The sequence below is a fragment of the Paenibacillus sp. FSL R7-0331 genome, assembly GCF_000758645.1.
Taxonomy (GTDB): domain Bacteria; phylum Bacillota; class Bacilli; order Paenibacillales; family Paenibacillaceae; genus Paenibacillus_AQ; species Paenibacillus_AQ camerounensis.
The window spans coordinates 297,183-323,349 of sequence record NZ_CP009284.1 but is presented as its reverse complement, the minus strand read 5'-3'; the positions used below and the strand labels follow the sequence as shown (position 1 = coordinate 323,349).

Genomic DNA, 26,167 nt, shown 5'->3' with positions numbered 1-26,167 from the left:
CATCTGCTGTATCGGAAGCCGGGTTAGAAACCGGTAATATTGAGGCTTACCATAGATATAACATCCTGATTAGGCTTATAGTGAATGCGCCGCTCCTGCCCCGGAAGATAGCCGCCGCCTCTAAGCCGAACCCCGTTATCGTGTACAATCAGCACAGGCCCCGAGCCGTCCGCCGGCTCCTCATAACCGGTTCCCAGCACCCAATGATAATCGTAGGCAAACTCCCCCTGCCAGCGGAGGCTGAACCACTTATCGAATTTGAGTGCAACCGGGCGCCCTGCGTTGATTTCCGCTTTATACCGCTCTATATCGTTAAATACAGCTACGTCAGGCCTGCCGCTGTTATTCTCATCCTTCCCGGAAGCAGAGCTGATATACCCGTGAAGAGCCCGGACGAAGCTGCGTACACTCATGCCCCAGGCTCTCCCGCTGTGATGGCTGTATATGTAATTTATATGGGCTGCTTTGGTGGCAAAATGCCTGCTGCCGGGAATAAAATCCGCTCCCTGCCGCGTATGCCAGTATTCCATCATGGCGGCCAGTGTGGCCGGCCCGCAGGCAGAGCCGGGCGAATGAACGCCCGGCTCCCATTGTGTATAAGGCTCCGCGGCAAGGATGCGGCGGCTCTGCGGTGTCCGGCTCATAAAGCGATCCGCTCCTGCCGCTTCTGCAGAACACGTTCAATATCCGATGCCTGAAACGGCTTGCTGATGAAATCCTCCATCCCTACAGCAAGGCACCGTTCCCTGTCTTCGGGCCGTGTGAAGGCTGTTACGGCTACCAGATACGGACGTTTATCCGGCGCGAGCTGGTCACGGATTCGGGCTGCTGCAGTAAGCCCGCTCATCACAGGCATCTGCACATCCATAAACACAAGGTCGTAAGGCTGCTGCAGCACATTCTGCAGCGCCTGCCGGCCGTCCTCCGCCAGGTCGGCGGCGTACCCCCGCTTCTTCAGCATGGTCAGCAGAAGCTTCTGGTTGACCGGGTGGTCTTCGGCCACCAGAATCCGCAGCGGGCCGAACTTGGGCTCCACCCCGGGAAGGTGCAGCCCTGTCTCTCCCGGCTCCGGCAATGCGTAGGAGGCGGTGCCCGCTTTTAGAGGGTTATTAAGCTCTGTACCGGCTGTATCATCCTCCACGGAAGCCTTATCCGGTTCATACTCGACAGGAATAGGCAGCGTGAAATAAAAGTTGGCTCCTTCACCCTCCCTGCTGTCTACCGCAATAGCTCCTCCCATTAGCTCCACAAGCCGCTTGCAGATAGACAGGCCCAGGCCCGTGCCGCCATATTTGCGGTTAATTGCCGGATGCAGCTGCGAGAAGGATTGGAATAACAGGGACTGCTTCTCCGGCGGAATCCCGATTCCGGTATCCTGTACGCTGAACTTAAGGGTCATTTTGTGCCGGTTAGGGCAGAATTCCGTCTCCACGGCAATATCCACCGAACCCTGCTCGGTAAATTTGACCGCATTGCTGGCCAGATTAACCAGTACCTGGCGCAGCCGGTCTGCATCTCCGGTAATCAGCGCGGGTACATCCGGGGCGATCCTGCAGGTCAGCTCGATATTTTTCTCCCGTGCCTTGGGCAGGAACAGCTCCGTGACACTTTCCATCACCCACTCCAAATTCACCGGCTCCTGGGCAAGCGTCATTTTCCCGGCTTCAATTTTACTCAAATCGAGGATTTCATTCAGAATATACAGCAGCGAGGCACTGCTCTCACTGATAATCGCAGCATACCCGCGCTGCTCCTCATTGAGCTCCGTGTCCACAAGCAGGTCGGTCATGCCCATAATACCATTCATCGGGGTTCTCAGCTCATGACTCATAATGGCGAGGAATTCCGATTTGGCCTGGTCAGCCTTTTCGGCAGATTCCTTGGCGCGGATGATCTCCTGCTCGTTGGTAATATCGCGGAATACAACAACCGCTCCGATACGCTCGCCTTTATCAAACAAAGGGGTTACCTGATATTCGGCCAAAAAGCTTGATCCGTCCTTCCGCCACAATACCGCATTATTGCTCTGAAGCGACTCTCCCGCCCGTACAGCCTGCATCAGCGGAGACTCCTCAGGCCGCGAATAGATACCGTCCAGCTCTGTCTGCTGAATATAACCGAGATAAGGCTGTCCCATAATTTCACCGTAGGCAAAGCCCAGCATCTGCGCTCCCGCGGGATTAATAAAGGTCACTCTGCCCTCCGTATCAAGACCAAAAATCCCCTCGGACACCGCATTAAGAATCAGGGTGTAGTCATTGCTGAGCTTCTCAATCTGCTCGGTATAGCGGGTACGTTCAGTAATATCGCGGGAAATGCCGAAGACCCCGACCACCTCGTCATCAATAATAATAGGGATATTGGTCGTATTGATCTCTACCAGTTGTCCTGATTTATGAATCAGCGTCAGATCATAATTTTGCGGCACACCCCGGACGGCCATTTCAAAATGGTACTTCGTCTTTTGAACATCCTTTTCATGCACAAGCGGTCCGTAATAATTGCCGATCAGCTCCTCCATGGAGTAGCCGGACAGTTCCTCAAGAATAGTATTCGCCGTTAAATAGTCCCCCTGCAGATTCATAGAATAAACCGCTGAAGGGTTATATTCAAACAGCGATTTGTAGTGCTGCTCGCTCTCCTGCAGCCTGGCCTCAAACTGCTTGCGCTCGGTGATATCGCGTCCAACGGCAATGATCTCGGCAATCTGCCCTTGTTCATCAAAAATATAGCGGCTGTTCGTCTCAAACCAGACGTAGCTGCCGTTTTTGTGACGGTACCGGTAGGATATCGGCGGGATAAATCTCGCCGCTTCACTTTGCGCCATCATCTGCTGCATCATCAGCAGATCGTCCGGATGAAGGTATTCGTAAGCGCTGGTGCCGACCATTTCCTCAGGCTCATAGCCCAGCAGCGAACTGCTGGCGGGAGAGCAGTACAGGAAGATGCTGTCCTTAATCGCATGGCGCGAGATCAGGTCCAGGGAATTCTCCGACATGAGGCGGAAATTGCGCTCGCTCTCCCTAAGCTGGCGCTCCATCTGCTGCCGCTCGGTGATATCCTGCATCATGCCGATCATCTGGATCGGCTCTCCGTCCGGATTCAGGATCACATCCCATTGGATATTGATCGTAAGCTCACTATGATCCTGGAGAATCAGCCGGTAAGCAGCCTCTCCGGAGGCTCCCCGGGCCAGTGCCCGCTCAACATTCTCAAAGAGATAATCAAGATCACCAGGATGAACCAGGTCAACAAGAGTCTCGTAATCCATCCCGTCTGTCCCTGCCTGGATATGGAGCATCCGCTGCAGCTCTTCCGAGAATGACAGCTTGCCCTTGGCCAGATCCCAGCTCCAGGAGCCGATCCGGGCAACTCTCTGCGCGGCAGCCAGAGCCTCTTCATTCTGTTTGCGGCTGTTCACGTTTCGGCCGATGCCCATAATTCTGGTAATTTCATTGTTCTCATTCCGCAGCGCATGAAAGGAGGTTTCAAACCAGATATAGTGACCGTCCTTATGGCGCAGACGGCGGATGTACGTGTCATTTCCCAGAAGCCCGTCCGCCAGATTCATGTTCCTGCTGTCATCAGGATGGTAGAATTCCAGCCGGTTCCTGCCGAGCATCTCCTCCGGCTTGTAGCCGATAAGCTTCAGCGAAGAGGGAGAAATGAAGCTCAGAATACCGTCAGGCTGGGTAAAGGAAATCATGCTCTGATCATCTTTTATAAATAAATCGTATAAATCACGGCTGTCTACAGTAAGCTGGTCCGCAATCTTCCGGTCTGTTATATCTGCTGCATATACGATAATGTGCTGGGAGTCCTGTCCGGCTGCAGGACGTACAAAGGTAAGGGACAGCCACAAGGGGCGGCCTGCACGGCTGTAGAATTTCATTTCCTTTACGGAAGTGGCTCCCGGTGTAAGTGAGCGCGGGTCTATCGTTTCTGCCAATGACAGCCCCTCCTGCTCTGCCGGCGGTGCAATCAGGCTGCCGCAAACGGTGTTCTGGAGAAAATCAGCTTCATTGCAGCCCAAAATATCGCATAATGCGGAATTGACCTTAATCCACTTATGCGCCTCTATGGCCCACACTGCCATTCCTACCGGGGACATCATGAATGCCTGATCCAGAATACTATGATTCTCTGCCAAGTAATCCATTTATTCAGGGCCTCCTTCATCACGAGCCGGCTCCTATGCAGACTCTACGTTAAACTCTTTCTTCAGTATACGACATGTGGACATCGGAAGAAATGTACGGCACACGTTTAGGGAATAAATCCCGAATTTTAAATATTGACGCTGTCCCGTAATTCCACTAAAGTTTAGACCAATAATATATTAAACTGACTTGTTACGCCGGAAGCACCCGTAATAAAGGCTTATTTGCCTTTACTGCGGGTGTTTTTTTGTTGTACCGGTTAACAGGGATATCAGGAGGAGGAATATCGTGAACAAACGTGTGCAAATCTTTCTCGCAGTGCTGGTTCTGATAATGCCCTTATTCGCTTCAGCAGGAAGGGCGTCTGCAGCCGCCGTTGTGCTGACCCCGTCCATTCAGGCAGCCTTTGATCTGACTGCCGCAGCCGCAAGTACGCAGGACCGGGCCAGGCTGAAGAGCCAATACAGCGAGCTGGACGGCCTGGCCGCTCAGTATGACAGCAGGGAAGAACAGATCCGTGTCCTGCATGAAAGCAACGCCCAGAGCCTGATTACAGTCCGCAAGCAGATTACCGAGATTGACCAGGCCGCCGTAGCCAAGCTTGCCGCAGCCGTCACCAGCACCAAGGAGCGTTACCAGCCTCTTTTCGACCAGTACAGCGCACTGAACAGCCGGATCGCACTCGTTAAGGGGCTTAAGGATAAAACATTGAATGCTATTCTCAAGACCCAGGCGGATGCTATGAAAATCACAGTCCAGTTCGCCCGCCAGGACATCAGGGACAAGGAAGCCGTGCTGAAGGCGGCCAAAGAGGCACGAACCCGGAAAATTGCCGCCGCCCGTAAAACCTTATCGGGTATTGAGAGCCCCCAGACATCCATCAAAACCCAAAAAAGCGCGGCCTCCGCCCTGAATAAGCGGATCACTGCCGACTTCAGCAGCTTCAAGACTGCCATCCGCAAGCAAAACCCGGCTCTCGCCGGACAATCCCTAACCTCGCTTGTATCAGGCTACAAGCAGATTGCTGCCAGCAAACAAAAGATTATCGAGCTGGAACAGAAGGTTGCGGCGGTGATCGCTGCGACCTTAAAGCAAACTGGCTCCTGATTGGCACCAAGGGTATCCTCCGCCTGAAAAAGTGCATATGGTGATAGAGAGATCTTACGAAAGCCGGCCAGAAGGAGGCTCGAACTATGCGTATCTGTATCATTGCACCGGAGCAGTTCCCGCTGCCGGGGGACGGCTCTGTAGAAATCTGTATCTGGGCGATAGCCAGACGCCTGGCCGGAAGACATAACGTAACTGTCGTCAGCCGGGCAACCGCCCTGCTTCCCGATTCCGCCGAGCTGGAGCAGGTGCGGATTATCCGCCTGGCTTCGGGTACTCCGCGTCTTTACCAGGCTTCCGTGCTCCAATTCCTGAAGCAAGAGTCTTTTGATATTATCCAGGTCGATAACCGTCCGCTGCTTATGGCTGCCGTCAAAAAGCGGCATCCTGATATCCCGGTGCTGCTGTATCTCCACTCCCTTACCTTTGTTCCGGCTGGGCGCAGAATAGCACGCTCCCTGGCCCGCGCCGACGGGATTGCCGTCAACAGCAGATCACTGCTGAATAAGCTGTCAGGGCGCTTCCCCGGGATACACAGAAGGCTCAGCGTTGTCCCGCTGGGCGCTGAGCTCTCCCGGTTCACACCTGCGGAGCTGCCGGAACGCCAGCGCCTGCGCAGGCAATACCGGCTGCCTCAGGTATTTACCGTGCTGTTTGCCGGCAGAATCATTCCCCGCAAAGGTGTGCATGTCCTCATCCGGGCGATGTATCATGTGAACAAGCGTATGCCTGCCCATCTGGTCGTTGCGGGGCAGGGCAAACCGGCGTATATCCGCCAGCTGAAGCTTCTGGCCAGAAGGCTGGGCGTGTCCGTCTCCTTCCCGGGCAAAATTGCCCATGAGCAGATTCACAGCCTGTATCAGGCTGCGGACTGCTTCGTCTGTCCCTCCCAGAGGCATGAATCGTTCGGGCTGGTCAATGTGGAGGCGATGGCCTCCGGGCTGCCCGTCATCGCTTCAGACAACGGGGGAATCCGGGAGATTATCCGTTCCGGCCATAACGGCTATCTGGCCGTAAGATACCGGGAGGCTCTGCCTTTTGCCAGGCTGCTGCTGAGGGTCGGCCGCAGCCCGGGGCTGTCCGCAAGGATCGGATTGCAGGGCCGAAGCGACGCCCTGCGCACCTTCGACTGGGGTCATACCGCCTTTCGCCTGGAAGAGCTGTATCAGTCACTTCTTCATGCCTGACGGAGGGGAGCCGCCCTGAACAGCGCTCCTCTGACTTGCGACAGTATGTATAAAGAACTTTGTGACCATTCTCGCAGGATATGACCCGCAGCGGCTATTATACTGTTATTGTAAGCGTTGCCAATAACAAACTATGTTAACTTGTACCGCCATCCAGATGCTGGCAACCCCCTACAACACATTAATCAGCTGTAGAAAGGGTGCATCCTTATGTTAATGATTAAGGCTATTATTAGACCGGAGAAGGCAGATGAGGTTATGGCTGAGCTAATGCTTGCCGGCTTCCCCTCCATCAGTAAGATGGATCTGCTTGGGCGCGGTAAACAAAAGGGAATTCAGGTCGGAACAAACCACTACAATCAGATTTCTAAAAAGCTGCTGATGATTGTCATCAATGACGACGAGAAGGATGATGTCATCAGTATTATTATGAGAACGGCAAGAACCGGGGAGCATGGCTCCTTCGGCGACGGCAAGATTTTTGTAATGCCTGTGATGGAAGCCTTCACCATCAGCAACGGCAAAAATCTGCTGTAGCCTGCCCGGTCTAAACCAGCCTCCATGACAAAGGGACAGCTCTGTGTCTGCCGGCGGATAAACCCGCCGATCAGGCACATGCTGTCCCTTTCTTTACTGTTTATTTGTATCAGATCAGCTGAATAACGGTCAGCACCAGACCTACCACAAAGCCGCAGACCGCACCATTGACCCGGATCCACTGCAGATCCTTGCCGATCTTCTCCTCCAGCATATTCACCAGGCTCTCATCATCCATCTGATCCAGGTTTTCTTTGACCAGAACACCGATACGGTAATGATTAGCCTCTACCAGAGCAATCAGTGAAGCGCGGATACGCTCCTCCCAGCCCTGGATAAGATCTGTCTCCTTGCTGACACGGCGGGCCAGCAGGCCATACAGGCTGAACAGCTTCCGGCCGCCACTTACCCGGTCCTCCTCCAGCATAGCAATAGCCTTGCTGCGGACAACCTCAAGCTGCTTCTGCAGGAAGGCTGCCGCCTCTTCACCCTGCACAGTGCCCTCTGCCCACTCCTTCAGTCCAGCAATCTTTGTCTCATCATTTACAAGCTGAAACAGGGCGACGCGAATCTCCCGGATAATCTGCTCACGGTACGGATTATCCTCTTCACGGAAGTCACGGATACCGGACTGCAGCATGCCCTGCAGCATTTCCCCGAGCATATCGGCATCCATAAACCCGACAAAAGCCTGGAAAGCCATTCCCTTCAGTCCGCCAAGCTTCACTTCGGCCAGCTTTTCGCTGGCCAGCTTGCCCAGCATCGCACGCGTCTCCGGACGTCCGGTCCAGCCGGATACGCCTTCGAGTGCATAGTCCAGAGCAGCGATATCCTTGCCGTCATTCATCAGCCTTGTGGCAATAGTGTCTGCGGCCCCGCCCAGCTCGGCTTCACGAATATACCCGGCAGCGGTCTTCTGCAGATAGGGCACCGCCTGCTCTACTGGCAGGCGCAGCACAAAGGTGCTCACCTGCTCCAGAATTTCCGCCCTTACTTTCTTTCTGGACATAAATTTGGTCAGCAGGCCGCCGGCAAGCCGGATAATGCGGATGCCGCGCAGCTTGTTTTCAATGCTGGCCTTGTTCAGCAGCTCATTCTCCATCGCAGAGATCAGGGACTGGACAATTTTGTCACGGCTTTTGATCAGCAGTGAGGTATGCGGAATCTTCAAGCCCAGCGGATGACGGAACAGCGCCGTCACGGCGAACCAGTCGGCAATCCCGCCGACAAGGCCAGCCTCAAAGCCGCCCCGCAGCAGCTCAAAGGGTATATTATCCGGCAAGAACAGCGTAATCAGAAAGCCGCATGCCATTACAACAAGTGAAATTGTAGCTAAATTTCTGGATTTCATTCATACTCCCCCATTTTTCGGCGGTTTCATCAATAGTCTGCCTTATATTGTAGCACGTCCGGGTGGTTTTCCGGAAATTCAGGCAAGCCCATGAAAAGGAATTTTTAATTTACAGAGAATTAATGATAAAATACAGGAAATGATTTTCACAGTCCCAGAGTTGCGGATTAGAACGTACAGAAAAAGGAGAACAACATTATGCTGATTGCACTTGATATGGACGGAACACTGCTGAACGAAAATGGAAATATCAGTCCGGAGAACCGCGAAGCGATTATTCATGCCCAGAGTCTGGGCCATATTGTGGCAATTGCCACCGGACGTTCTTATATGGATGCTGAGCGTCAGCTGCGGCTGTCCGACCTGAGTTGTCCTGTTGTCGCTATGAACGGGGCTCTGCTGATTCTGCCGGACGGTACCCAGGCGGTGAGCCGGCCGCTGGACAAAGAGGATATTATCCCGGTACTGCGCTGGATGAACGAGGTCCCTGAGCTGTATTACGAGGTGTACACCGAGGACAATGTATATGTTGAGCTGGACAAGCGGGTCCGTCTGGAAAAGCTGGCCGAGCTTAAAGACGAGGAAATCCCCGAAGGCTTCGGCTGGCTGCTGAAGGCGATGATTGCCAAGCAGTTCCGCCAGGCTGCCGTAACGTATGTAGAGAGTATGGAGGAGATCTGGGGCAAGGAGGAGCAGCAGCTTTATAAGGCGCTTGCTTTCTCACTGAACCGCGAGGTCCTTAAGGAAGCGTCCACCCGCTTCGCTGCTGTTCCCGGCCTGATTATTACAGCTTCCCACGAGAGCAATATTGAAATCAATCACAAGGATGCCAACAAAGGTACAGGTGTTATTAAGCTTGCTGCACACTACGGCATTCCTGAAGATCAGGTGGCCGTAATGGGCGACAGCTATAATGATCTGCCTATGTTTGAGCGGGCCGGCTACAAGATTGCCATGGGCAATGCCGCCGAGCTGCTGAAGGAAACTGCGGATTTCATTACGTTTAGCAATGCCGAGCATGGCGTCGCTGAGGGAATCCGGCATCTTCTTGACCGGAAATAGGCGGTGCCGCGGATGAACATGTACCCTGGGATAGCCCAGCTCTATAACAACCGGCTGCTGCGGACAGAGCTGGAATGCGAGCTGTTTGACCTGGCGCTGGAGGGACTGGCCGGTGACACGGAGGATGCCGTAATCCAGCAGATTTTCAAAGTGTTTGACGATGAGACCGGGCATGAGGAAGTGATGTTCGGGCTTGTTCATTTTGTGGAGAGCTGCCACATGGAGATGTACCTGACCCAGCTGCTGGAGTCGCTGCCGGACATGCTTGAGCCTGCCCGGGGCTGGGCCATCGTGCTCAACGAGCGGATACTGGATGACAGCCTGTTCAGGAAGGAATACGCCGCTATTGCCAAAGGTATGTCCCCCCGGGTGAAGCAGTCGCTTGTGTTTCTGCTTGAGGAAATCCGCGAGAACAAGCCCCGCCAATATGAACGGAAAGTGAATACCCTGCTTGGCAAAATAAAGTAAACAGGGGAACCGCTTTTCTATATAGGCAGTGCAGTGTTATATTGTAGATTGGCTAATGGACTTATATTGAAGGTGAATCTGATGAATAAGCTTTTATTCCATAATATACCGCTCGGTGCAAGCGGTGAACGTATTCCCCAGGCGGCAATTGCCTCAGCCCGGACCAGCCGTGAGACGGTGAAGCCGGGGGAAGGCGATGCCGCTTATTTCCGCCGGCTTGAGGAGGGCGGAATTCTGCTTAACCCGCCGCAGATTGCAGCGGTGCGGCATCACGAAGGACCGCTGCTGACGCTGGCCGGTGCAGGCTCGGGCAAAACCTCGGTGCTGATCTGCAGAACAGGCTACCTGCTGTCCGTGCGGGGGGTCTCCCCCGCACGGATGCTGCTGCTTACCTTCTCCAGCAAGGCGGCGGCGGAGATGCGCGAGCGCATCGCTGTGCTGCCGGGCGTCGCCGAAGGCGATGCTGCGCGCCTGCAGGCCCGTACCTTCCACTCCTTCTTTCTGTATTTTCTGAGGCGCCAGGGCCTGCGGCAGGACATCTTTCATGAGACACGCCGCCAGCACATCCTGCTGAAGCAGATTATGCGGGAGCTGGGGCTGCCGAAGGATGCTTATCCGCCGGAAACACTGCTGGCCCTGCTGTCTTCCTGCAAGATGAATATGAGGGACGCAGATACACTCCCTGAGACGAATACCGCAGAGCAGGAAATGAAGGCGATTCTGACCCTCTATGAGCAGTGGAAGCAGGATCATAACAAAATGGACTTCGATGATGTGCTGCTGATTGCCTATAAAATGCTGCTGGAGCAGCCCCAGCTCCTGCAGGAGCTGCAGCAGAAATTCCAGTATGTCATGGTGGATGAGTTCCAGGATACGAATGAGCTGCAGTATGAGCTGGTCAAAATGATTGCTTATCCGCAGAACAACCTGATGGTCGTCGGCGATGATGACCAGACGATCTACTCCTTTAACGGAGCGCGCAGTGAATTCATTCTGGAATTTGAAAAGCTGTATCCCGGGGCAAGGATCATCACCCTGGATATTAATTACCGGTCCGGTCCGGCTATTATCGGCCTCGGCAACGGCATCATCCGCCACAACCTGCGCCGCCGCTCCAAAACGCTGCAGGCGGCCAGAAGCGGCGGCGCCCAGCCCCGTTATCTGCGCCCGCAGACAGCGGATGAGGAAGCCGAGCAGATTGTTGACCATATCGTAAATGAGGTAGGCAGCAGCAACAGGGAATACCGTGATTTCACCCTGCTGTACCGGGCCTCCAGCAGCAACCGCGCCGTACTGGAGCTGCTGCTGCTGCGGGATATCCCTTATATTGATTACGGTGAAGGTCAGCTGCTCTACGAGCACTGGCTGATCCTGCCGGTGCTGGACCATCTGCGGCTGTCACTGAACCGGCGCAACTTTGCCGCGATGGAGAGCATTATGCCGACCCTGTATATGAACCGGGAAACCGGCATGGAGCATATCCGCCGGATGGAAGCTGTCCAGCCCAAGCAGGGCCCGCTGATTCATCTGCTCTCCCTGCCGGGAATGGAGGATTTCAAGGGCACCAAGCTGCGGGAGCGGCTGGAGCTGATCCGCGGCCTGGCTGCATTGACGCCGCTGCAGGCGATCCGCCGCATCCGGACAAGCTTCTATGACTACTTCATAGAGGCTAATGAGCGGCATCAGGCTACCCTGCACCGCGAGACGCTGAAGGAAATGCTGGACGAGCTGGAAACCTCGGCTGAGCGGTTCGACAGCCTCCCTGTATTCCTCGACTTTATTGCCGGCATCACCGAACGCAATGAGCTGAGCCGCCAGAGCGGACTCAAGGAGCAGGGCAACCGCGTTGCACTGATGACTATCCATAAATCCAAAGGGCTGGAATTCCCTGTTGTCTTCCTGCTCGGAGCCTCGGAGGGCATTCTGCCCCACAGCTCGGCGCTTGAAGGCGACCGGCTGAAGGACCGCAAGGCCGGCCAGCTTCCGGCAGCCGGCAGCTTCAAGGCAGGCAGCGATGCCGGCATCGCCGCGCTGGAGGAAGAGCGGCGGCTCGCCTACGTCGCTGTCACCAGAGCCAAGGAGGAGCTGTTCATCAGCTCCCCGGCCAGACACCGGGGCAAGAAGGCGGAGGTCTCCCGCTTCATGCTGTCCGCCTTCCGCTCCGCTGCCGCCCCTTTCAGACCTGCCGCCTCCACGGCTTCTACTGTGTCCGTGAGCAGAACCGGAGTGTCCAGGGGGTATACCTCCGGCACAGCCGGACATGCCAAGACCCATACGGTTCCTGTCTGGAACTGTACCGGCGCCCGCTGCCCGGGCTGGACCCGGATGAAGGCCGGCGGGGCGGAGGACCATCTGGCCTCCAAGCCCTGCCCGCTGTGCAGCTCCCCCATGGAGAAAAGCACCCGCGAGGTGCCTGTATAAGCCGGCGGCTGCCCGTTGTCTATGTCTTGCCGGGCTGCTGATACCGGCGCACAACCTAGCCGGTTATCGCGGCTCACAGGCTGCGGCAGCTCTGCCGCCAGCGACAGGACTCCTATGCAGCAAAAAGGACCATTTCCCGCACCGGGCAATGGTCCTTTTTTTGCTGTGTTACGTCCAGGCCCACAGAAAAGCATCGCGGTCCCAGGCGATCCGTCCGCCGTGCAGCTTACGGAATGCTTTTTTGACATCCTTAGCCAGTGAGGCGTTCCCGTTCTCATTCACAAACACAAACTGCTCGCCGAAGTTGTCCTTAACATATTCAATCGCGGCGGTCTGGTGCAGGGTTCCGGTGAACCGGATCTCCTTGACCATCCACTCTGCTACTTCCTGTGCGGTAACTTCCATCAGGCTGCTGCCCCTTTCAAATCCTGTATGCTATAGCCCTTACATTATAGCATGGAGGAATGAAAGCCGCTCCGGGACAGCCTGCCGGTCAGCGCTTGCGTGCCGCGACGTTGACCACACCATAACGGTACAGCACCTTGCGGCCGAACCAGTTGAACAGCCTGTCAGTGAAGAATCCCATGAAGCCAAGGCAGAACAGCCCGACAAAAATCCAGTCCGTCCGGAAAAACAGCCTGGAGTTCCAGATCAGATAGCCTACCCCTTCGTTCGAAGCAATCATCTCCGCCCCGATAATCGCCATATACGAGGTGCCCATCGCCAGACGGATACCCGTAAAAATATACGGCGTGGTCGCCGGAACGATGACATGCAGCAGAATCTGCCATTCACTTGCCCCCATGCTGCGTGCGGAGCGGATTTTGTCCTCCTCCACCGCCATGACGCCGGTCAGCGTATTCAGCACTACAATGAAGAAGGTGGCGTACATGATCAGCGCAATTTTGGACTGCTCCCCGATTCCGAACCACACCAGGAAAAGCGTGATGAAGGCAATCGGCGGAATAAAGCGGATAAAATTCAGGAACGGCTCCGCAAAAATCCGGATAATATTCACTTTGCCGATAATGAGCCCGACCGGAACGGCCAGCAGGCTGCCGAGCACCCAGCCCACCAGCACCCGGTAAAAGCTGATCCCGATGTACTGCACCAGCGTACCGTCACTGATCAGCTCCCGGCCGCCCTGGAGCGTGGCCCACGGCCCCGGAATGACATCAGGACCGTATATCAGCGCACCCAGCTGCCAGATGCACAAGGCGGCCAGCCACAGCAGGGTGACGGAGACCCATTTTTTCTCCACCCATTTCATCATCTGTCACACCCTTATCTATTCTTCAAAATGACCTTGAATCTTGTTGTACAGCGAGTAGAACTCAGGGGAAGCCACGTCCCGCGGAAAAGGCAGCGGATTGTCATAAACATCCGTGATGTTGGAGGAGGGGCCGACCGACATAATACCGATACGCTCTCCGAGCAGCAGTGCCTCCTGAATATCATGAGTGACAAATATAACCGTCTTATGCGTCTCCCTCCAGATATTAACCAGCTCCTTCTGCATCGTCCGCCGGGTCATCGCATCCAGAGCGCCGAACGGTTCATCCATCAGCAGAATGGCCGGATCATTCGCCAGTACCCGGGCCAGCTGCACTCGCTGCTTCATGCCGCCCGACAGCTCCTTCGGGAACTTCTTCTCATGCCCGGCTAAGCCGACAAGCTGAATGAAGCGGTCAGAAATGGCTTTGCGCTCGGCCTTCGGCGTCTTCTTCATCCGCAGCCCGAACTCCACATTCTCCCGCACCGTCAGCCAGGGGAACAGGGAGGAATCCGCCTGCTGAAAGACCACCGCGCGGTCTCTGCCCGGCCGGTCGATCTCGACATTATCCACCTTCAGGTTGCCTCCCGATTTCGAGACGAACCCGGCAATCATGTTAAGCAGTGTCGACTTGCCGCAGCCGCTCGGACCGAGCAGCACGAAGAATTCTCCGCCTTTAATCACCAGGTTTACATCCTTAATAATGTAATGAACGTCTCCTGTTGTCTGGGCGCTGTAGCTTTTACGGAGCTGCTCGATCTGAATGGCGTGTGAGCCTGCAAGTGAAGACATCTAAGACACCTCCTGGACATTTTGAGTTAAAATAGTAAATCCCCGTTGACCCGCCGGCTATTCTATTCCCCGTAAGTTACGGTATCCGGCAGCACTTTTTTAAGCGGCTCCAGATTTATTGCCGCCTTCAGGTCAAAATCCTTCTCGATGATTCCCGCACCGAGCATATAGGCCTTCTGTCCGGCCAGGCTGTCATAGGCAGCCGGTGTAAAGCCGATAATCCACGGATTGAGCGGCAGATCCTTCAGCGTATTTTCCTTTGGCTGCTTCACCTCGTCATACATGAGATCCGCCACCTCTTCTGGATGCTCCTGGGCATACGCCGAGGCTTCATCGACCGCAGCCAGGAAATCGCCGATTCCATCCGGATTGGCTGCAATGAAAGTATCGCTGCTCACAATGCCCATGCCGAGCCGCACCGGCGTTTGGGACATATCGCTCAGCTCATGCACATTCTCAAGGGCAGCGAGCTTGTCAACAAGTGCCGAGCCGATGACCCAGGCCGCATCAATATCCCCCTGCTTCAGGGCTATAAAAGCTTCGTCAAACCCGCCCTGTCCGGTCAACGTCACATCGCCGAGCGCAATGCCCTGCTCCTTCAGATATTCATCCCACAGATACGGGATAAAGGTACCGCGGATGAAGCTCAGGTTCTTGCCCTTCAGATCAGCCGCCGACTGAATATCATCCCTGACATACAGCTTCCAGGCTGCAGCCGCCTGATCTGTGGCCTGCCCGGCAGAAGCAATAATGGAATACCCGCCCTTGGATACCGCATTCAGCACAGGAAAGTCCGCACCGTAAGCGATATCCACCTGCTTAATGAACAGGGCGTTTACCCCCTCGGCCGGAGAAGCAAAGGTGATGATTTCTGCGTCAATGTTATGCTTTTTGAAAAACCCCTTGTCCGCTGCCACCCGGAACACCGGGTTGGTGTTGGTGTCGGCAATTTTAATGTTCAAGACTGCGGGCTTGCCGTTTCCGGCTTCCCCCGAAGCTGCCGCATCACCTTTGGAGCTGCAGCCGGAAAGTATAGTAACCAGCGAAAGGGATAAGAGCAGAATAACGGTTCCGTACCAGGTTCCTGTTTTTTTCAAGACGATCCACCTCTTCGTTATATAATGGGCTAGCCTTTACGCTGCAAGACACCTTCATCTGCCGTAGCCACGCAAGCGGCTCCCTCTACAAACGGCAGGGTGGTGGCTACAGCCACTACAGAATCCGAGCCTTTTGGCGCTGCTCCCGGCACTCTGAACGTCGTCACATCAATCGGCTCAATTGCCGTCTCCTGCGGCTTCGTAAGCTGCGGAACCCAGGCGTAAGGCACCCGGTAGGAACGGTACACCATATTGGTATTGCGGCGGTCTGTGTACGGCGAGATATACTCCCACACGATTTCATGCTCTGCGGTTACCTCGAACAGGCGTCCGTTGGAGCCTTCTGTAATCAGTGTGTTGCCATTCTCCAGGCGCTGGGCTGAGCTGATATACGGGCTGTAGAATTTGTAAGAATCCGTCGGGACAGAGAAGCCTGCCTCTGCCGAGGTATATTGCCACTCGATTTCAAAAGTAACCGGGTTAATCTCCAGAATGCGCGAGTGGTCACGAACAGCATTTTTTTGTCCAAAAGGCGATGCCGGATTCGGCAGGCCGTAACCGCCCCAGCCGCCGTTATCAAATACAAGCAGGTTGCCTTCACCCGGCAGGCCCTTCGGAATAATGTGGGCATGATGCTGGCCGATAATCCAGCCGATGTGCTTCACCTCAGGCAGAGAATAGTCCGGTCCGAGCCGCCAGACAATAGCACCTGTCGCTCTGTCGGTAATGGCAATAATGTTGGCCTCACGGGCATCCCAGATAATGTTGTCGGGGTGGAAGCGTCCGTCCCCGTTATCGTAAAATTTATTCGGACCTACGTAGGAAGCAGAGTTGATATGCAGCCAGTCGCCGATACCGCCGCCCAGATGGCCGAAGGAACGGGTATTCGGGTCACGGAACAATACATTGCGCGCCGCCTCATCAAAACCAAGCTCGGCAAAATGATCACTGGCCTTCCACTCCCAGACGATTTTGCCTTCCCAGTCCACTTCAAGAATGGTATCGTCCAGCAGCTCTTTGTTGGAAATGTCATGGTTATGCAGGTTTTTGTGAGCCAGAATCAGCGTCTTTCCGCTATGCACCTGCGGTTCAAGTCCCGGAGCATAATAGCCTACCGGATTGCCTTCCCGCTGATAATCATGGTGCTGGCGGGCATACCAGAGCGGCTCATAGCCCGGGTCCTCGATATGCTCATAGCTGTTAAATTTCCAGACAATATTGCCGTCCCAGTCCACCTGAACCAGATCGACATTGTCCTGAATGCCGAACTTCGGGTCTCTTCTGCCTGTGCTGCCCAGCACATAGCCGCCCGGGAGAATCTTGGCCGGAAAGCCCAGCAGCCCCTGCCACAGGTGGACCTCCTTGCCGTTCATATCAATCAGTACGACGCCTTCCTCCCCTGCCTGATAGACGGTATAGCCGCTCCATGCCTTGGCCGGGTTGTATAAGGTAGCTCCTGTCGGATAAATGGTTGAGTGTCCCATGATTATCTCTCCTTAAAAGTTTTTGTTAGCGTAGACTCCCTGCGTTTGCTTCGTACAAAAACTTGCTTCGGAAGCATATGCTTAGTTTTTGTTAGCGTAGACTCCCTGCGTTTGCTTCGGATAACATTTGCTTCAAAGCATAAGCTTAGCTATTGCGAGGATAAGCTCCCTGGATTCAATTTGTGTATGAAAGCCCGCTCTGGACGCACTAACCAGTACTTGCGAGCGTATGCTCCACGTTGGCCTCAGAAGCAGCCTTTAGTTGGATTTTAGCCACCTAATTTGATCCATTCTTCCTATTTGCAGGCGTTAGATGGAAAATCGCCACTTATTTCGATCGCTAACCTCTCATAAGCTCAAAAACAGTAGAATTAGTTAGCCTTTTTCCACCTAATGTCCTCATTTCGGCGTTTGGCCGGGGATTAGATAGACAATTTCCACCTATTTACTCAGATGAACACGGCGGAGGCTTCGCACAGGATTTTTATAGGATTTCCTTAGGCTTCGCACAGGCTTTTCATAGGATTTCCAGAGGATTTCCATAGGCTTCGCATAGGATTTCCTTAGGCTTATCGCAATCCGACTTGTCGCACTATATTGTGTAACAAGCGTTGTTATAAGAATAATACAGACTCGTTATATGACGAATTTATCGTCAGCTTAATCACTTGTTATCCGGCACAGCTCTCCATAACTTAAGCACTTGCAGCTTGTTACAGTTACTCGGCAGCTTAGCAATTATCACCCGGACCGCTTATCAGTAGCTTAGATACTTGTTATCCGGCACAGCTCTTCGCGGCTTCTGCTCAGGAGCCGGAGGCGGGGGAGCTTCTGCATTCTGTCTGGCCAGCTCCAGCAGTGTATCCGAGAATCCCTCCAGATTCCGGGTGATCCGCTCAAAAAAGCGGCTCTGCTGGGCAAGCTCCTCCTCCGTAAAGCCCTCGAACAGAAGCGTGATACATCGTTCACCGATATTGCTGTTGCGCTGAACCAGCTCCCGGCCTTTGGCTGTAATATCAAGCAGCACTGTCCGGCGGTCATCTTCTTTCCGCCTGCGGACTGTAAATCCGCCTGTCTCCAGCTTATCGCTTAGTGCCGTAATCGCACCGGAGGTGAAGTCGAGCTCGCCGGCCAAATCACTCAGCCGCTGCTCGCCCTCCCGGATAATTTTGTTCAGAATCAGCATGCCCGGCAAGGTAATGCCCTCGACGTTCACGCGGTCACGTTCCTTAACGAATCTGCGCACCATTCTGCGGAACAGATAGTCTGCTTCCTCCAGCTGTTCCCATTGCTCATCTGTCATCTCTTCCCCGCCTTCCTCTGTCAGCCAAACAAAACACCCCCACAAAGTGCCGCTTGTACATGAAGCTAACTCAGGTACTTTGCGGGAACCCCGAGTATACAAAAAAAGGCTCCCGGCAGACTCCCTCCATAGGGTAGTACTGCGGGAGCCTTTGGCGGTCCAATCGGCTCAGTTCATTATTTCACTGTTCATTTAATTACTGGTAAAGGATTGGTGTAATCATATAACCCTTTAATCCCACCTGTCAAGTAAGAATTTAATTTATTCTCTTTCTTAACTTTAATTCATCGAATTTTCATCGTAATTTCATGAGGTTTACCGTAACCCGCTCTGCCGGCAAGACGTATGAAATACAATAAACATGGCATATACCTAACCAAAGAGGAGTGAAGCAAATGAAGAAATATGGACTGGGTCTGCTGCTGCTCATCCTGCTGATAGTCCCGGGCTGCGGATTTGCCGAGAAGGTCGGGGACAGTGTCACCTTTGCCACAGATACAGCCTCATACATGCAGACCTTAACAGCATTCGGTCAGGAGATGGAGACATTGGCTGCTGATGCAGCCACAGACGTCCAAGCCAGAGAGGACTTAACAGAACGGCTGAATGCCCTGAAGGAGCAGATTACCGGTTATGCCAATCTTCAGGTTCCTGAATATGCTACTGAACTCCACCAGTCTATCGTGAGCTATAACGAGAAGCTCCAGCAGGGCCTGGATCAGGCTGCAGCCAACCTGGAGGAGGGCAAAGCCGCCTTTGAATCAACAGGAATTCCAGAAACAATCAGCCAGATCAACGGTCTGCTGAACCAGATCAGCCAGCTGATCCCGCAATAACAGCATTAAAAACGCCTGAGGGTTGAGCGAAAGCCAACCCTCAGGCGTTTTTAATTATGGCTGGGACAGCCTGATCACATAGGTCGTAGATTCAACCTTGTTGTCCTTCAGCACGGCCGCCGAAGCCAGCAGCTTCTTGCCGGACGGGCTCCAGCGCAGCTGGTCGGCAATTGCAATATCACTCAGCAATTGTGTCTGCTCCCCGCTCTCCAGCTCGGTAATAAAGACTCCGTTCTGGTCATCCGCCGGGTTCTCCGCGGTTAACGAGTAGGCCAGCTTGCTGCCGTCCGGTGACCAGCTGGTTCCGAATACCTGCTGGCCGGAGGCAAGCTCGTTCATCTCATTGCCCTCGCTGTCGCAGAGCACCAGCACCATTTCTCCCGGCCGGGTCCGCTTCACGACCGCCAGCCTGCTGCCGTCCGGAGAAGGCGCCACCCAGACCACGTTTTGCTTCAGCACCTTGGACTCCTTTGAATCTGTATCATAAGCAGTCAGCTCCATATTGTCTCCTGTCACGTAGTAAAGAATTCCGCCAGACTCCACTACCTCATGCACATAGGATTCACCGGACTCCACGACAGTCTCTTTTGCCCCCTGCACATCCGTTCTGTAAATCACTCCATCCATGCCGGGAAACACAACACGCCCGTCGTCTGCCCATTTCCCCTCCTCCACCCGGAACGGCGCTTCATCCACCTTGACGGCAGAGCCGGACTCCAGATTCCGGATATAGCCGAGGCCGACCATTTCATTGGTTTCTTTATAAAAAACATACTGTTTATCGGGAGACACCTGCGCAGCTCCGTAATTCTGGTTCCCTTCCTGCAGCGGCGTATCCCCCCCGGTAGAGAGGTTGTGCAGGTAGAGGTTATGCGGGTACTGCTCTGTACCTTCAATCATCTGCGGAGCCAGGCTGCGGTTCTCTTTATCCACCACAATAACATCCTCGTCCACCCAGTCCATGCTGCGCATGCCTCCGACCTTGTCGATGCCTTCCAGCTGCAGCCGGGTATAGACAGATTCGCTGGTGTTATCCATTACCGTAATCTTCGAGCCTGCCTTCTCAACGACCTGCCTTGCCTCCGTCTCATCCGGGCTGCAGGCTGTCATTGACAGCATAACTGCCGCACCCAGCATTGCCAGCCCGGCCTTACCCAGCCTTCCGCCCGCTTGTCTGCTCATGATCGCTTTCCCCCTACTACTGTTGTTGCACCCAGAATACCCCATACTTGTTTCCAAACCGCCGCAGGATGTTTCCAACTTGTAAACGTTATTGTATCTGCGGAAAAGAAAGCCGGAAGGCTGAGCCCTCCCCCTCCGTCTCCAGCAAAGCAATACTCCCTCCCTGCTTCTCAACCAGATTGCGCACCAGTGACAGCCCGAGTCCGGTACCGCCCGAAGCCCGGGCGCGGTCGCGGTTGACCGTAAAGAACGGCTCGAAAATTTTCTCCCGCGCCTCAGACGGAATCCCGATTCCGGTATCGCTGACCGTAATCTCCACCCGGTCCTCCCGGACCTCGCTGCGCAGAGAGACCGTACCGCCCGGAACATTATACTTGATCGCATTATCAATCAGATTGATGAAGATATGCATAAAGCTCTCTTTATCGATCCAGATATGCGCAGGCTCTGCCTCAAGAGTTAATGTCAGCCCGAAACGCTCCGCCTTGCCGTTCATCCGTCCGCATATATCCTGCAGCCCTTCAGCCGCCTCGAATCTTTCTGCCTGTGATTCAAAATCATATTTCTCCAGCGCCGTCAGCTGCAGCACCTTATCCACCATCTCATACAGCCGGTCTGTCTCCTTGGCAATGCTGATCTTGGCCTCCAGCAGCAGCTGGGGATCATCGTCGTACATGTTAAGCAGATCTACGTAGGCTTTAATTGAAGTCAGCGGTGTTTTGAACTCATGGCTGATGTTGCCGATATACTGCTTCTGCTGCTGCTCCAGCGCCTGAAGCTTGGTTACGGCGAGCTGCAGCTTGCGCTGCTCCTCATCCTTGGCGGCAATGCTTGATTCAATCTCCCTGCTCATGTAATAAATGCCCTCCGCCAGCTCACCCAGCTCATCCCTGCGCTCCAGCGGCGGGGCGGGGATATATTCGGTGCGGCGGATCGATTCCGCCGCCTTCTTCAGCCGGCTGATGGCTACGGCTGCCCGGTTAAAATACAAATAACCGGTGATGAAGCTGAGCAGCAGCACAGCGGCTCCGGTGGTCAGGAACAGATTACGGAGCGTCTGCTGGAACGCCTGCGCATTCTTCAGCGGGTATTGGAGCTGTACTACGCCCATCTGTGCCTCCGGACCTTGAAGGGGGGCCAGATACAGCAGCTTGTCCCCCTTGCTCTGGTAGGCGATTTTGTTCTGCAGTGCATAAGTGAGCGCCTCTGCCGTGCCTGGATCTCCAGGCACGGGAACGCCCTGCACCGAGGTTCCCGCCTGCTCACCCTGCGCATCATAGAGTGTTACCTCAAGGCCGGTAAAGCCCGCCAGCTCCGTCGCCAGCTCGCGCCCGCGCCGCTGCAGAAACTGCTGCGGCGGGGGCTGCACGCCGGTATAATAAGCCTGCTTTACACGCAGGTTGACTGTTTTGACATGCTGGGCAAGCGAAGCCTCCGCCTGGGTCTGCTCATTGCGCTCCACCCCGCGCAGGACGAAATAGCTCAGCACACTAACCGCCAGAATGAGCAGCAGACCCAGAAACAGGCTGAACTTCAGCTTGATGCTGAATCTCATGGGTAGCTCCCTGCCGGCACTGCTTTATAACCTACCCCGTAGACGGTCTGCAGCATATTCTGATACGGGTCGCCAAGCTTTTTACGCAGCCGCTGAATGTGAATATCCACCGTACGTGTGCCGCCGGCATAGTCCATCTCCCAGACCTGCTCCAGCAGCTCCTCCCGCATATATACGCGCTGCGGGTGAGAGAGCAGGAGCAGCAGCAGATCGAACTCCTTCGGCGTCAGCTCCAGCTCCTCAGCCTTAAGCTCGGCAGAACGCCGCTCCGAATAGATACGCAGCTCCCCGTACTCAAGCACCTCGCCTATAGATTCGCCCGTCTTCTTCTCCAGCCTGCGCAGAAGAGCCTTAACCCGGGCCAGCAGCTCGCGGATTTCGAACGGCTTCGTCATATAATCGTCTGCCCCCAGCTCAAGGCCAATGATTTTATCGACAATATCATTTTTGACTGTCAGCAGAATAATACCGATATCATCACGGTCTTCCAGCCGCCGGCATACATCATAGCCGTTCAGCTTCGGCATCATAACATCCAGCACCAGCACACTCGGCCGGAAGGTCTGCACCTTGGAGAGCGCCTCCTCCCCGTCGCCTGCCGTATCCACCTCATAGCCCTCCCGCCGGAGTGCGTAGGCAATTGCGCCGGATATGCTCTGTTCATCGTCGACGACCAGCACTTTTTTATTCATGGGCGGTTCACCCCTTACCCTTATGGTTTATTTACTATCTGGCACTGCTTCCCGCAGTAACCTTTCTGCTTCTGCTGATAGTATAACTTGAATTGTCTGTGCGGCCAAAGGCGCCGGCCGTCCGCATTCAACTTTAGGTAATCTTTAACCGGACTTAAGCTTAGCCTCAGCTTTCCCGTTTATAATGCACTTAAGCATACTTATCCTAGCCGACCCAGCCTATAACCCTTTACCGATATAATTAATAATGAAAAGAGGATATTTACATGAATATAAAACGAGTGATGATTGTCGGGACCATGATTGTTGCCATGTCTTTTGGAGGAACGTCCTGGGGCAGAACCGCCGCCCTTGCCTCTCCGGTAGCCAAATGGTCCACCTCGACCCCTGTGGCTGACAAGGATGCGCTGCTGGACGCGCTGAACCAGTCCTCTGATGAAGAGCTGTATGAGTCGCTGTATGAAGGCAAATCCCTGAAGGATATCGCAGCAGAGAACGGCGGCAACGTGGACAGCGTTATTAATCTGCAGGTCGCACAGCTTACAGAGCAGCTGGATCTCCGGCTGGCTAACGGCAGTATTACGGCTGAGCAGTACATAGCCCAAACAGCCGAGCTGAGAGAACTCGTAACCGAAAGCGTCACCACTACATTCGGCTGATTCCAAAAGCAGGATTCCCGCTTGAGCTTTTTAAAAAAAGGCAGCCGTTCAGCAGTTATCTGCTGGCGGGCTGCCTGTTTATTATTTTAAGGGCTTGGGCGGCTCATCTCGGGTTATCTCGAGAATATCCAGGAAGAATACAAAGATCGGAATCCCGAGAATCAGGCCCCAAATCCCAATGTAATGCTCAGAGAAGAGCAGCACGATGAAGGTGTAGAACATCGGCAGGTTCATCTTCGAGGACATCAGCTTCGGATTGAGGAAATAACCCTCCATAAAGTGCAGCACGGCGATCATGGCAAGTACATAGATAACCATTTCAAGCCCGCCGATGTTATAGCCGATAATACAAAGCGGAACCAGTGAGATAACGAAGCCGACCACCGGGATCAGGCTGAGCAGGAAAATCATGATGGATAGCGCAAACAGGTAAGGGAACGGTGAGAAGAACATGCCCAGAATCCACAGCCCTATCACGGTGAACACGGTATTGAACAGTGCGATCAGAATCTGAGCTTCAATGACCTTACCGAAGGAGGAAATGAATTTTTTGCCGAAATACTCAAGCTCGACGTAGAACCAGGAAATCTTGCTCTCTCTCAGGCTGGAAGTAAAGCTGACAATGCGGCCTTTTTCCAGGATGAAAACAAAGCTCAGAATGGTGGATAATACGAAGGTGGTGCCCCAGTTGCTGATTTTAAACACATAATCAATTCCGCCCTTGAGGTAGGACTGGTAATTGAGGTCCTTGAGCATGTTGAACAGATACAGGGTGATCTGGTTTTGCGGAATATCGTCAGAAGTCAGGTTCGTTAGATAAGTGGTTAATTGCTTGACTTGCTCGAACACTTTGGGTAAATATTTAACCAGGGCAAGCACGATCATCGCGATCAGCGCCATGTACAGAATGACAATAATGACTTTGCTGTTCACTTTGACGAACTTGCTGATCCGCTTCGTCAGCAGAACCTGAAAGCTGTTCATCACATAAGCAATCAAAAATGTCAGGAGCACTAAATTAAGCATATCTCTGATACTGTAGAGCAGCAGACCGATCAGCACTAAAATCCCAAAGCGCCGGACCGTCAAATTTGCGTAATAACGCTTAAACACTTCCATCGTTCCTCTCCATTCGCTTGCAGCTATAGACTCCATTACAGTCTACCGTAATGAAAACGATCCTACAATATAAGGTGTCCGCAAAAATACGCGAAAATGCAGTCTTTATGTAAACTTAAGAAAGCTGCACCCGCTTTATGCTGCAATGTGTAAAAATATGTTCCAACTACCAATAAGGAGGCAACATGAATATGGGTAAAATTATCTGCATTACCGGCGCATCCTCCGGAATCGGCCTGGCAACGGCTCTGCTTTTCGCAAGGGAAGGCTGGACTGTATATGCCGGGACACGGAATCTGGAACGCGATCAGGAGCTCTACCTTGATAAAAGCAATCTGCATTTTGTGCAGCTCGAGGTCACCGATCCGGCCAGTATCCAGGCGGTTATCGGACGGATCGCGCATGAGCACGGTACACTAGATGTGCTGTTCGCAAATGCCGGCTACGGTTATCTGCGCGCTCTTGGACAGGCGCCGATGGAAGATATTCACCGCGTGTTTGACACAAATGTCTACGGAGTGATGCAGACTATTCAGGCTGCACTGCCGCTTTTGCAGAAGAGCGGATATGCCCATATTGTTGCAACCTCAAGCGTAGGCGGACTTGTCGGCCAGCCGATGAATGAAATATACTGTGCCAGCAAGTTCGCGGTAGAGGGACTGCTCGAAAGCCTGGCTACCTATTACAAGCCGCAGTTCAACATTGATGTAACCCTGCTGGAACCCGGAGCTATTGCTACAGAATTCACCAATACTGTTATGGGCCATGTAGCTGTTACCGGAGGCATTCTGGAGGATGAGTACAAGCCTGTAATTGATGCCTATACCGCAGCCTTTCTGCAGCGTAATGTAGAGCCGCAGACAGCAGAGTCCGTAGCTAATGTAATGTGGGAGCTGGTGCACATGGAGACCAAGCCGGTGCGTATCCGCACTTCAGAACGGGCCGAAGCCTTCGTAGCACTTAAAGTAAAGGCAGACCCTACCGGGCTGGACGGTGTGCTCAGCACGCGTAAGATTCAGCTGAATATGTAGTGCTGAGGGGCCGCGTAAACGCAGCTTTACTTATGCTATTACGGATTTGCCTGAAGAGCTGGTGATGTTTGTCAAACTAAGTGGAAATTCGCCATCTAATTTCGAAGCAACTGCTGATTGAGAGAGCATTAGTGGGAAAAACGCTACTTAATTTTCCCCTTTCCTCCCCAAATGGCTTCCGCAGTCCAAAATAAGTGTTGATTTTCCAACTAATCATTAGAAATGCTGTGTATTTTAAGAATTAGGTGGCAAAAATCCAATTAAATGGTGGAGACTTGCAAGCGCCTCCTCCTTAGTCTATTTCATGCTTGTAGGGCTGTGTTTATCCCTGTTTCCTGTGTCCGCAACAGAAATGTAATATAAACGGCCCTCCGGCATGATGCCGGAGGGCCGTCTCATTTGTTCACCGGTTACCGCTGAACCGGTTCAATCCGGTAAACACCGTCCGCCTGCGGATCGGCAGGACTAATCGCCCAGCCGAAGGAGAGCACCTGCTCGACACGGATTCTCTCATCGGCCGTCAATTCCGCTTCAACCGCTTCCCGGCCTTCTTCCAGCTCCAGCTTCGGCTCTTTGCCAAGCGCAACCAGAATCCAGCTGCGGATGCCGCGGATCGTGTTGTATTTGATCTGATAGCCTTCCGTTACTGCCTGCCGGTACTCCTTAGGCTTCTCTGCCGCAAAGGCAGCCAGCTGCTTATAATCGAATTGGAACGGGCTGTTATCCTCCGGCAGCTCTGCTGCGGATGTGATCCCGAGCAGCTGCTCATCAGACCAGCCCTGTCCGCGCAGCGACTCAAGCAGCAAGGCATCCCATTGCGATAATTTGACTTTACCCACTGATTCCGTCAT

At 53.8% G+C, this 26,167-nt stretch carries 23 protein-coding genes; 9 read left to right on the top strand and 14 right to left on the bottom strand.

What is annotated here, in order from left to right; all coding sequences use genetic code 11:
- Window positions 1-23 precede the first annotated feature (23 nt).
- Together R70331_RS01420 and R70331_RS01415 are read right to left on the bottom strand one after the other, a co-directional pair.
- Window positions 24-644, bottom strand: coding sequence for a C39 family peptidase (locus tag R70331_RS01420; protein ID WP_042172230.1), 621 nt, complete (start codon window positions 642-644; stop codon window positions 24-26).
- The gene (locus R70331_RS01415) at window positions 641-4,159 is read right to left on the bottom strand and encodes a PAS domain S-box protein (RefSeq protein WP_042172228.1); all 3,519 of its coding nucleotides are present in this window, start codon (window positions 4,157-4,159) and stop codon (window positions 641-643) included. The genes R70331_RS01420 and R70331_RS01415 overlap by 4 nt, the downstream gene beginning before the upstream one ends.
- Window positions 4,160-4,448: 289 nt before the next feature.
- Here R70331_RS01415 and R70331_RS01410 point away from each other — a divergent pair, with 289 nt between their 5' ends.
- The 3 genes from R70331_RS01410 to R70331_RS01400 all read left to right on the top strand — a co-directional run bounded on the left by R70331_RS01410 (window position 4,449) and on the right by R70331_RS01400 (window position 6,991).
- Window positions 4,449-5,267 (top strand): hypothetical protein, encoded by an 819-nt coding sequence (locus R70331_RS01410; RefSeq protein ID WP_042172226.1) that lies wholly within the window; start codon window positions 4,449-4,451, stop codon window positions 5,265-5,267.
- A gap of 86 nt (window positions 5,268-5,353) precedes the next feature.
- Window positions 5,354-6,454 (top strand): glycosyltransferase family 4 protein, encoded by a 1,101-nt coding sequence (locus tag R70331_RS01405; protein ID WP_042172224.1) that lies wholly within the window; start codon window positions 5,354-5,356, stop codon window positions 6,452-6,454.
- Between the two features lie 210 nt (window positions 6,455-6,664).
- Window positions 6,665-6,991: a P-II family nitrogen regulator gene (locus R70331_RS01400; RefSeq protein ID WP_042172223.1), complete on the top strand. Its 327-nt coding sequence runs from the start codon at window positions 6,665-6,667 to the stop codon at window positions 6,989-6,991.
- A gap of 109 nt (window positions 6,992-7,100) precedes the next feature.
- Here R70331_RS01400 and R70331_RS01395 read toward each other — a convergent pair whose 3' ends face one another.
- Window positions 7,101-8,342 carry a DUF445 domain-containing protein gene (locus R70331_RS01395; protein WP_042172221.1) on the bottom strand — a complete coding sequence of 414 codons (1,242 nt, stop codon included), beginning with the start codon at window positions 8,340-8,342 and terminating at the stop codon, window positions 7,101-7,103.
- A 198-nt stretch (window positions 8,343-8,540) separates the two neighbouring features.
- Between R70331_RS01395 and R70331_RS01390 the strand changes: the two genes are divergently transcribed.
- From R70331_RS01390 to R70331_RS01380, 3 genes are all read left to right on the top strand, one after another.
- Window positions 8,541-9,404 (top strand): Cof-type HAD-IIB family hydrolase, encoded by an 864-nt coding sequence (locus R70331_RS01390; RefSeq protein ID WP_042172219.1) that lies wholly within the window; start codon window positions 8,541-8,543, stop codon window positions 9,402-9,404.
- A gap of 12 nt (window positions 9,405-9,416) precedes the next feature.
- On the top strand, window positions 9,417-9,872 hold the full coding sequence (locus tag R70331_RS01385) for an Imm30 family immunity protein (RefSeq protein ID WP_042172216.1): 456 nt from the start codon (window positions 9,417-9,419) through the stop codon (window positions 9,870-9,872).
- Window positions 9,873-9,953: 81 nt separating this feature from the next.
- The gene (locus R70331_RS01380; RefSeq protein ID WP_042172214.1) at window positions 9,954-12,293 is read left to right on the top strand and encodes a UvrD-helicase domain-containing protein; all 2,340 of its coding nucleotides are present in this window, start codon (window positions 9,954-9,956) and stop codon (window positions 12,291-12,293) included.
- 168 nt (window positions 12,294-12,461) lie between these two features.
- Here R70331_RS01380 and R70331_RS01375 read toward each other — a convergent pair whose 3' ends face one another.
- The 6 genes from R70331_RS01375 to R70331_RS01350 all read right to left on the bottom strand — a co-directional run bounded on the left by R70331_RS01375 (window position 12,462) and on the right by R70331_RS01350 (window position 18,242).
- Window positions 12,462-12,698 (bottom strand): DUF6953 family protein, encoded by a 237-nt coding sequence (locus tag R70331_RS01375; RefSeq protein ID WP_042172212.1) that lies wholly within the window; start codon window positions 12,696-12,698, stop codon window positions 12,462-12,464.
- 88 nt (window positions 12,699-12,786) lie between these two features.
- Entirely contained in the window at window positions 12,787-13,563 is a 777-nt protein-coding gene (locus tag R70331_RS01370; protein ID WP_042181986.1) for an ABC transporter permease, read from the bottom strand.
- A gap of 18 nt (window positions 13,564-13,581) precedes the next feature.
- Complete coding sequence (locus R70331_RS01365; protein ID WP_042172210.1) at window positions 13,582-14,358, bottom strand: ABC transporter ATP-binding protein; 777 nt, start codon at window positions 14,356-14,358, stop codon at window positions 13,582-13,584.
- Between the two features lie 62 nt (window positions 14,359-14,420).
- Window positions 14,421-15,455 (bottom strand): ABC transporter substrate-binding protein, encoded by a 1,035-nt coding sequence (locus tag R70331_RS01360; RefSeq protein ID WP_052418872.1) that lies wholly within the window; start codon window positions 15,453-15,455, stop codon window positions 14,421-14,423.
- 29 nt (window positions 15,456-15,484) lie between these two features.
- A complete protein-coding gene (locus R70331_RS01355) occupies window positions 15,485-16,939 on the bottom strand; it encodes an aryl-sulfate sulfotransferase (protein ID WP_042172205.1) in 1,455 nt (484 codons plus the stop codon).
- A 757-nt stretch (window positions 16,940-17,696) separates the two neighbouring features.
- The gene (locus tag R70331_RS01350; RefSeq protein WP_042172203.1) at window positions 17,697-18,242 is read right to left on the bottom strand and encodes a MarR family winged helix-turn-helix transcriptional regulator; all 546 of its coding nucleotides are present in this window, start codon (window positions 18,240-18,242) and stop codon (window positions 17,697-17,699) included.
- Window positions 18,243-18,637: 395 nt separating this feature from the next.
- On the opposite strand from R70331_RS01350, the gene R70331_RS01345 reads away from it, so the two are divergent.
- Entirely contained in the window at window positions 18,638-19,078 is a 441-nt protein-coding gene (locus R70331_RS01345; protein ID WP_042172201.1) for a DUF6376 family protein, read from the top strand.
- A 54-nt stretch (window positions 19,079-19,132) separates the two neighbouring features.
- On the opposite strand, the gene R70331_RS01340 is transcribed toward R70331_RS01345, so the two are convergent.
- The 3 genes from R70331_RS01340 to R70331_RS01330 form a co-directional block, all read right to left on the bottom strand.
- Window positions 19,133-20,260, bottom strand: a complete 1,128-nt coding sequence (locus tag R70331_RS01340) for a TolB family protein (RefSeq protein ID WP_042172200.1) — start codon at window positions 20,258-20,260, stop codon at window positions 19,133-19,135.
- A gap of 88 nt (window positions 20,261-20,348) precedes the next feature.
- Window positions 20,349-21,815 (bottom strand): sensor histidine kinase, encoded by a 1,467-nt coding sequence (locus tag R70331_RS01335; RefSeq protein WP_042172198.1) that lies wholly within the window; start codon window positions 21,813-21,815, stop codon window positions 20,349-20,351.
- Window positions 21,812-22,507: a response regulator transcription factor gene (locus R70331_RS01330; RefSeq protein WP_042172194.1), complete on the bottom strand. Its 696-nt coding sequence runs from the start codon at window positions 22,505-22,507 to the stop codon at window positions 21,812-21,814. The genes R70331_RS01335 and R70331_RS01330 overlap by 4 nt, the downstream gene beginning before the upstream one ends.
- Before the next feature lie 266 nt (window positions 22,508-22,773).
- On the opposite strand from R70331_RS01330, the gene R70331_RS01325 reads away from it, so the two are divergent.
- Window positions 22,774-23,166 (top strand): hypothetical protein, encoded by a 393-nt coding sequence (locus R70331_RS01325; protein ID WP_042172191.1) that lies wholly within the window; start codon window positions 22,774-22,776, stop codon window positions 23,164-23,166.
- 81 nt (window positions 23,167-23,247) lie between these two features.
- Here the strand turns inward: R70331_RS01325 and R70331_RS01320 are convergent, their stop codons facing one another.
- The gene (locus tag R70331_RS01320) at window positions 23,248-24,285 is read right to left on the bottom strand and encodes an AI-2E family transporter (protein WP_042172188.1); all 1,038 of its coding nucleotides are present in this window, start codon (window positions 24,283-24,285) and stop codon (window positions 23,248-23,250) included.
- Window positions 24,286-24,470: 185 nt separating this feature from the next.
- Between R70331_RS01320 and R70331_RS01315 the strand changes: the two genes are divergently transcribed.
- A complete protein-coding gene (locus R70331_RS01315; RefSeq protein WP_042172185.1) occupies window positions 24,471-25,316 on the top strand; it encodes an SDR family oxidoreductase in 846 nt (281 codons plus the stop codon).
- A 410-nt stretch (window positions 25,317-25,726) separates the two neighbouring features.
- On the opposite strand, the gene R70331_RS01310 is transcribed toward R70331_RS01315, so the two are convergent.
- Window positions 25,727-26,167, bottom strand: a complete 441-nt coding sequence (locus R70331_RS01310) for a hypothetical protein (protein WP_042172183.1) — start codon at window positions 26,165-26,167, stop codon at window positions 25,727-25,729.

What these genes read in the sequence shown, in the direction of transcription:
- R70331_RS01420 (WP_042172230.1), bottom strand. Translation starts at nt 644, where the DNA reads ATGAGCCGGACACCGCAGAGCCGCCGCATCCTTGCCGCGGAGCCTTAT.
- R70331_RS01415 (WP_042172228.1), bottom strand. Translation starts at nt 4,159, where the DNA reads ATGGATTACTTGGCAGAGAATCATAGTATTCTGGATCAGGCATTCATG.
- R70331_RS01405 (WP_042172224.1), top strand. Translation starts at nt 5,354, where the DNA reads ATGCGTATCTGTATCATTGCACCGGAGCAGTTCCCGCTGCCGGGGGAC.
- R70331_RS01400 (WP_042172223.1), top strand. Translation starts at nt 6,665, where the DNA reads ATGTTAATGATTAAGGCTATTATTAGACCGGAGAAGGCAGATGAGGTT.
- R70331_RS01395 (WP_042172221.1), bottom strand. Translation starts at nt 8,342, where the DNA reads ATGAAATCCAGAAATTTAGCTACAATTTCACTTGTTGTAATGGCATGC.
- R70331_RS01390 (WP_042172219.1), top strand. Translation starts at nt 8,541, where the DNA reads ATGCTGATTGCACTTGATATGGACGGAACACTGCTGAACGAAAATGGA.
- R70331_RS01385 (WP_042172216.1), top strand. Translation starts at nt 9,417, where the DNA reads ATGAACATGTACCCTGGGATAGCCCAGCTCTATAACAACCGGCTGCTG.
- R70331_RS01380 (WP_042172214.1), top strand. Translation starts at nt 9,954, where the DNA reads ATGAATAAGCTTTTATTCCATAATATACCGCTCGGTGCAAGCGGTGAA.
- R70331_RS01375 (WP_042172212.1), bottom strand. Translation starts at nt 12,698, where the DNA reads ATGGAAGTTACCGCACAGGAAGTAGCAGAGTGGATGGTCAAGGAGATC.
- R70331_RS01370 (WP_042181986.1), bottom strand. Translation starts at nt 13,563, where the DNA reads ATGAAATGGGTGGAGAAAAAATGGGTCTCCGTCACCCTGCTGTGGCTG.
- R70331_RS01365 (WP_042172210.1), bottom strand. Translation starts at nt 14,358, where the DNA reads ATGTCTTCACTTGCAGGCTCACACGCCATTCAGATCGAGCAGCTCCGT.
- R70331_RS01355 (WP_042172205.1), bottom strand. Translation starts at nt 16,939, where the DNA reads ATGGGACACTCAACCATTTATCCGACAGGAGCTACCTTATACAACCCG.
- R70331_RS01350 (WP_042172203.1), bottom strand. Translation starts at nt 18,242, where the DNA reads ATGACAGATGAGCAATGGGAACAGCTGGAGGAAGCAGACTATCTGTTC.
- R70331_RS01345 (WP_042172201.1), top strand. Translation starts at nt 18,638, where the DNA reads ATGAAGAAATATGGACTGGGTCTGCTGCTGCTCATCCTGCTGATAGTC.
- R70331_RS01340 (WP_042172200.1), bottom strand. Translation starts at nt 20,260, where the DNA reads ATGAGCAGACAAGCGGGCGGAAGGCTGGGTAAGGCCGGGCTGGCAATG.
- R70331_RS01335 (WP_042172198.1), bottom strand. Translation starts at nt 21,815, where the DNA reads ATGAGATTCAGCATCAAGCTGAAGTTCAGCCTGTTTCTGGGTCTGCTG.
- R70331_RS01330 (WP_042172194.1), bottom strand. Translation starts at nt 22,507, where the DNA reads ATGAATAAAAAAGTGCTGGTCGTCGACGATGAACAGAGCATATCCGGC.
- R70331_RS01325 (WP_042172191.1), top strand. Translation starts at nt 22,774, where the DNA reads ATGAATATAAAACGAGTGATGATTGTCGGGACCATGATTGTTGCCATG.
- R70331_RS01320 (WP_042172188.1), bottom strand. Translation starts at nt 24,285, where the DNA reads ATGGAAGTGTTTAAGCGTTATTACGCAAATTTGACGGTCCGGCGCTTT.
- R70331_RS01315 (WP_042172185.1), top strand. Translation starts at nt 24,471, where the DNA reads ATGAATATGGGTAAAATTATCTGCATTACCGGCGCATCCTCCGGAATC.
- R70331_RS01310 (WP_042172183.1), bottom strand. Translation starts at nt 26,167, where the DNA reads ATGACGGAATCAGTGGGTAAAGTCAAATTATCGCAATGGGATGCCTTG.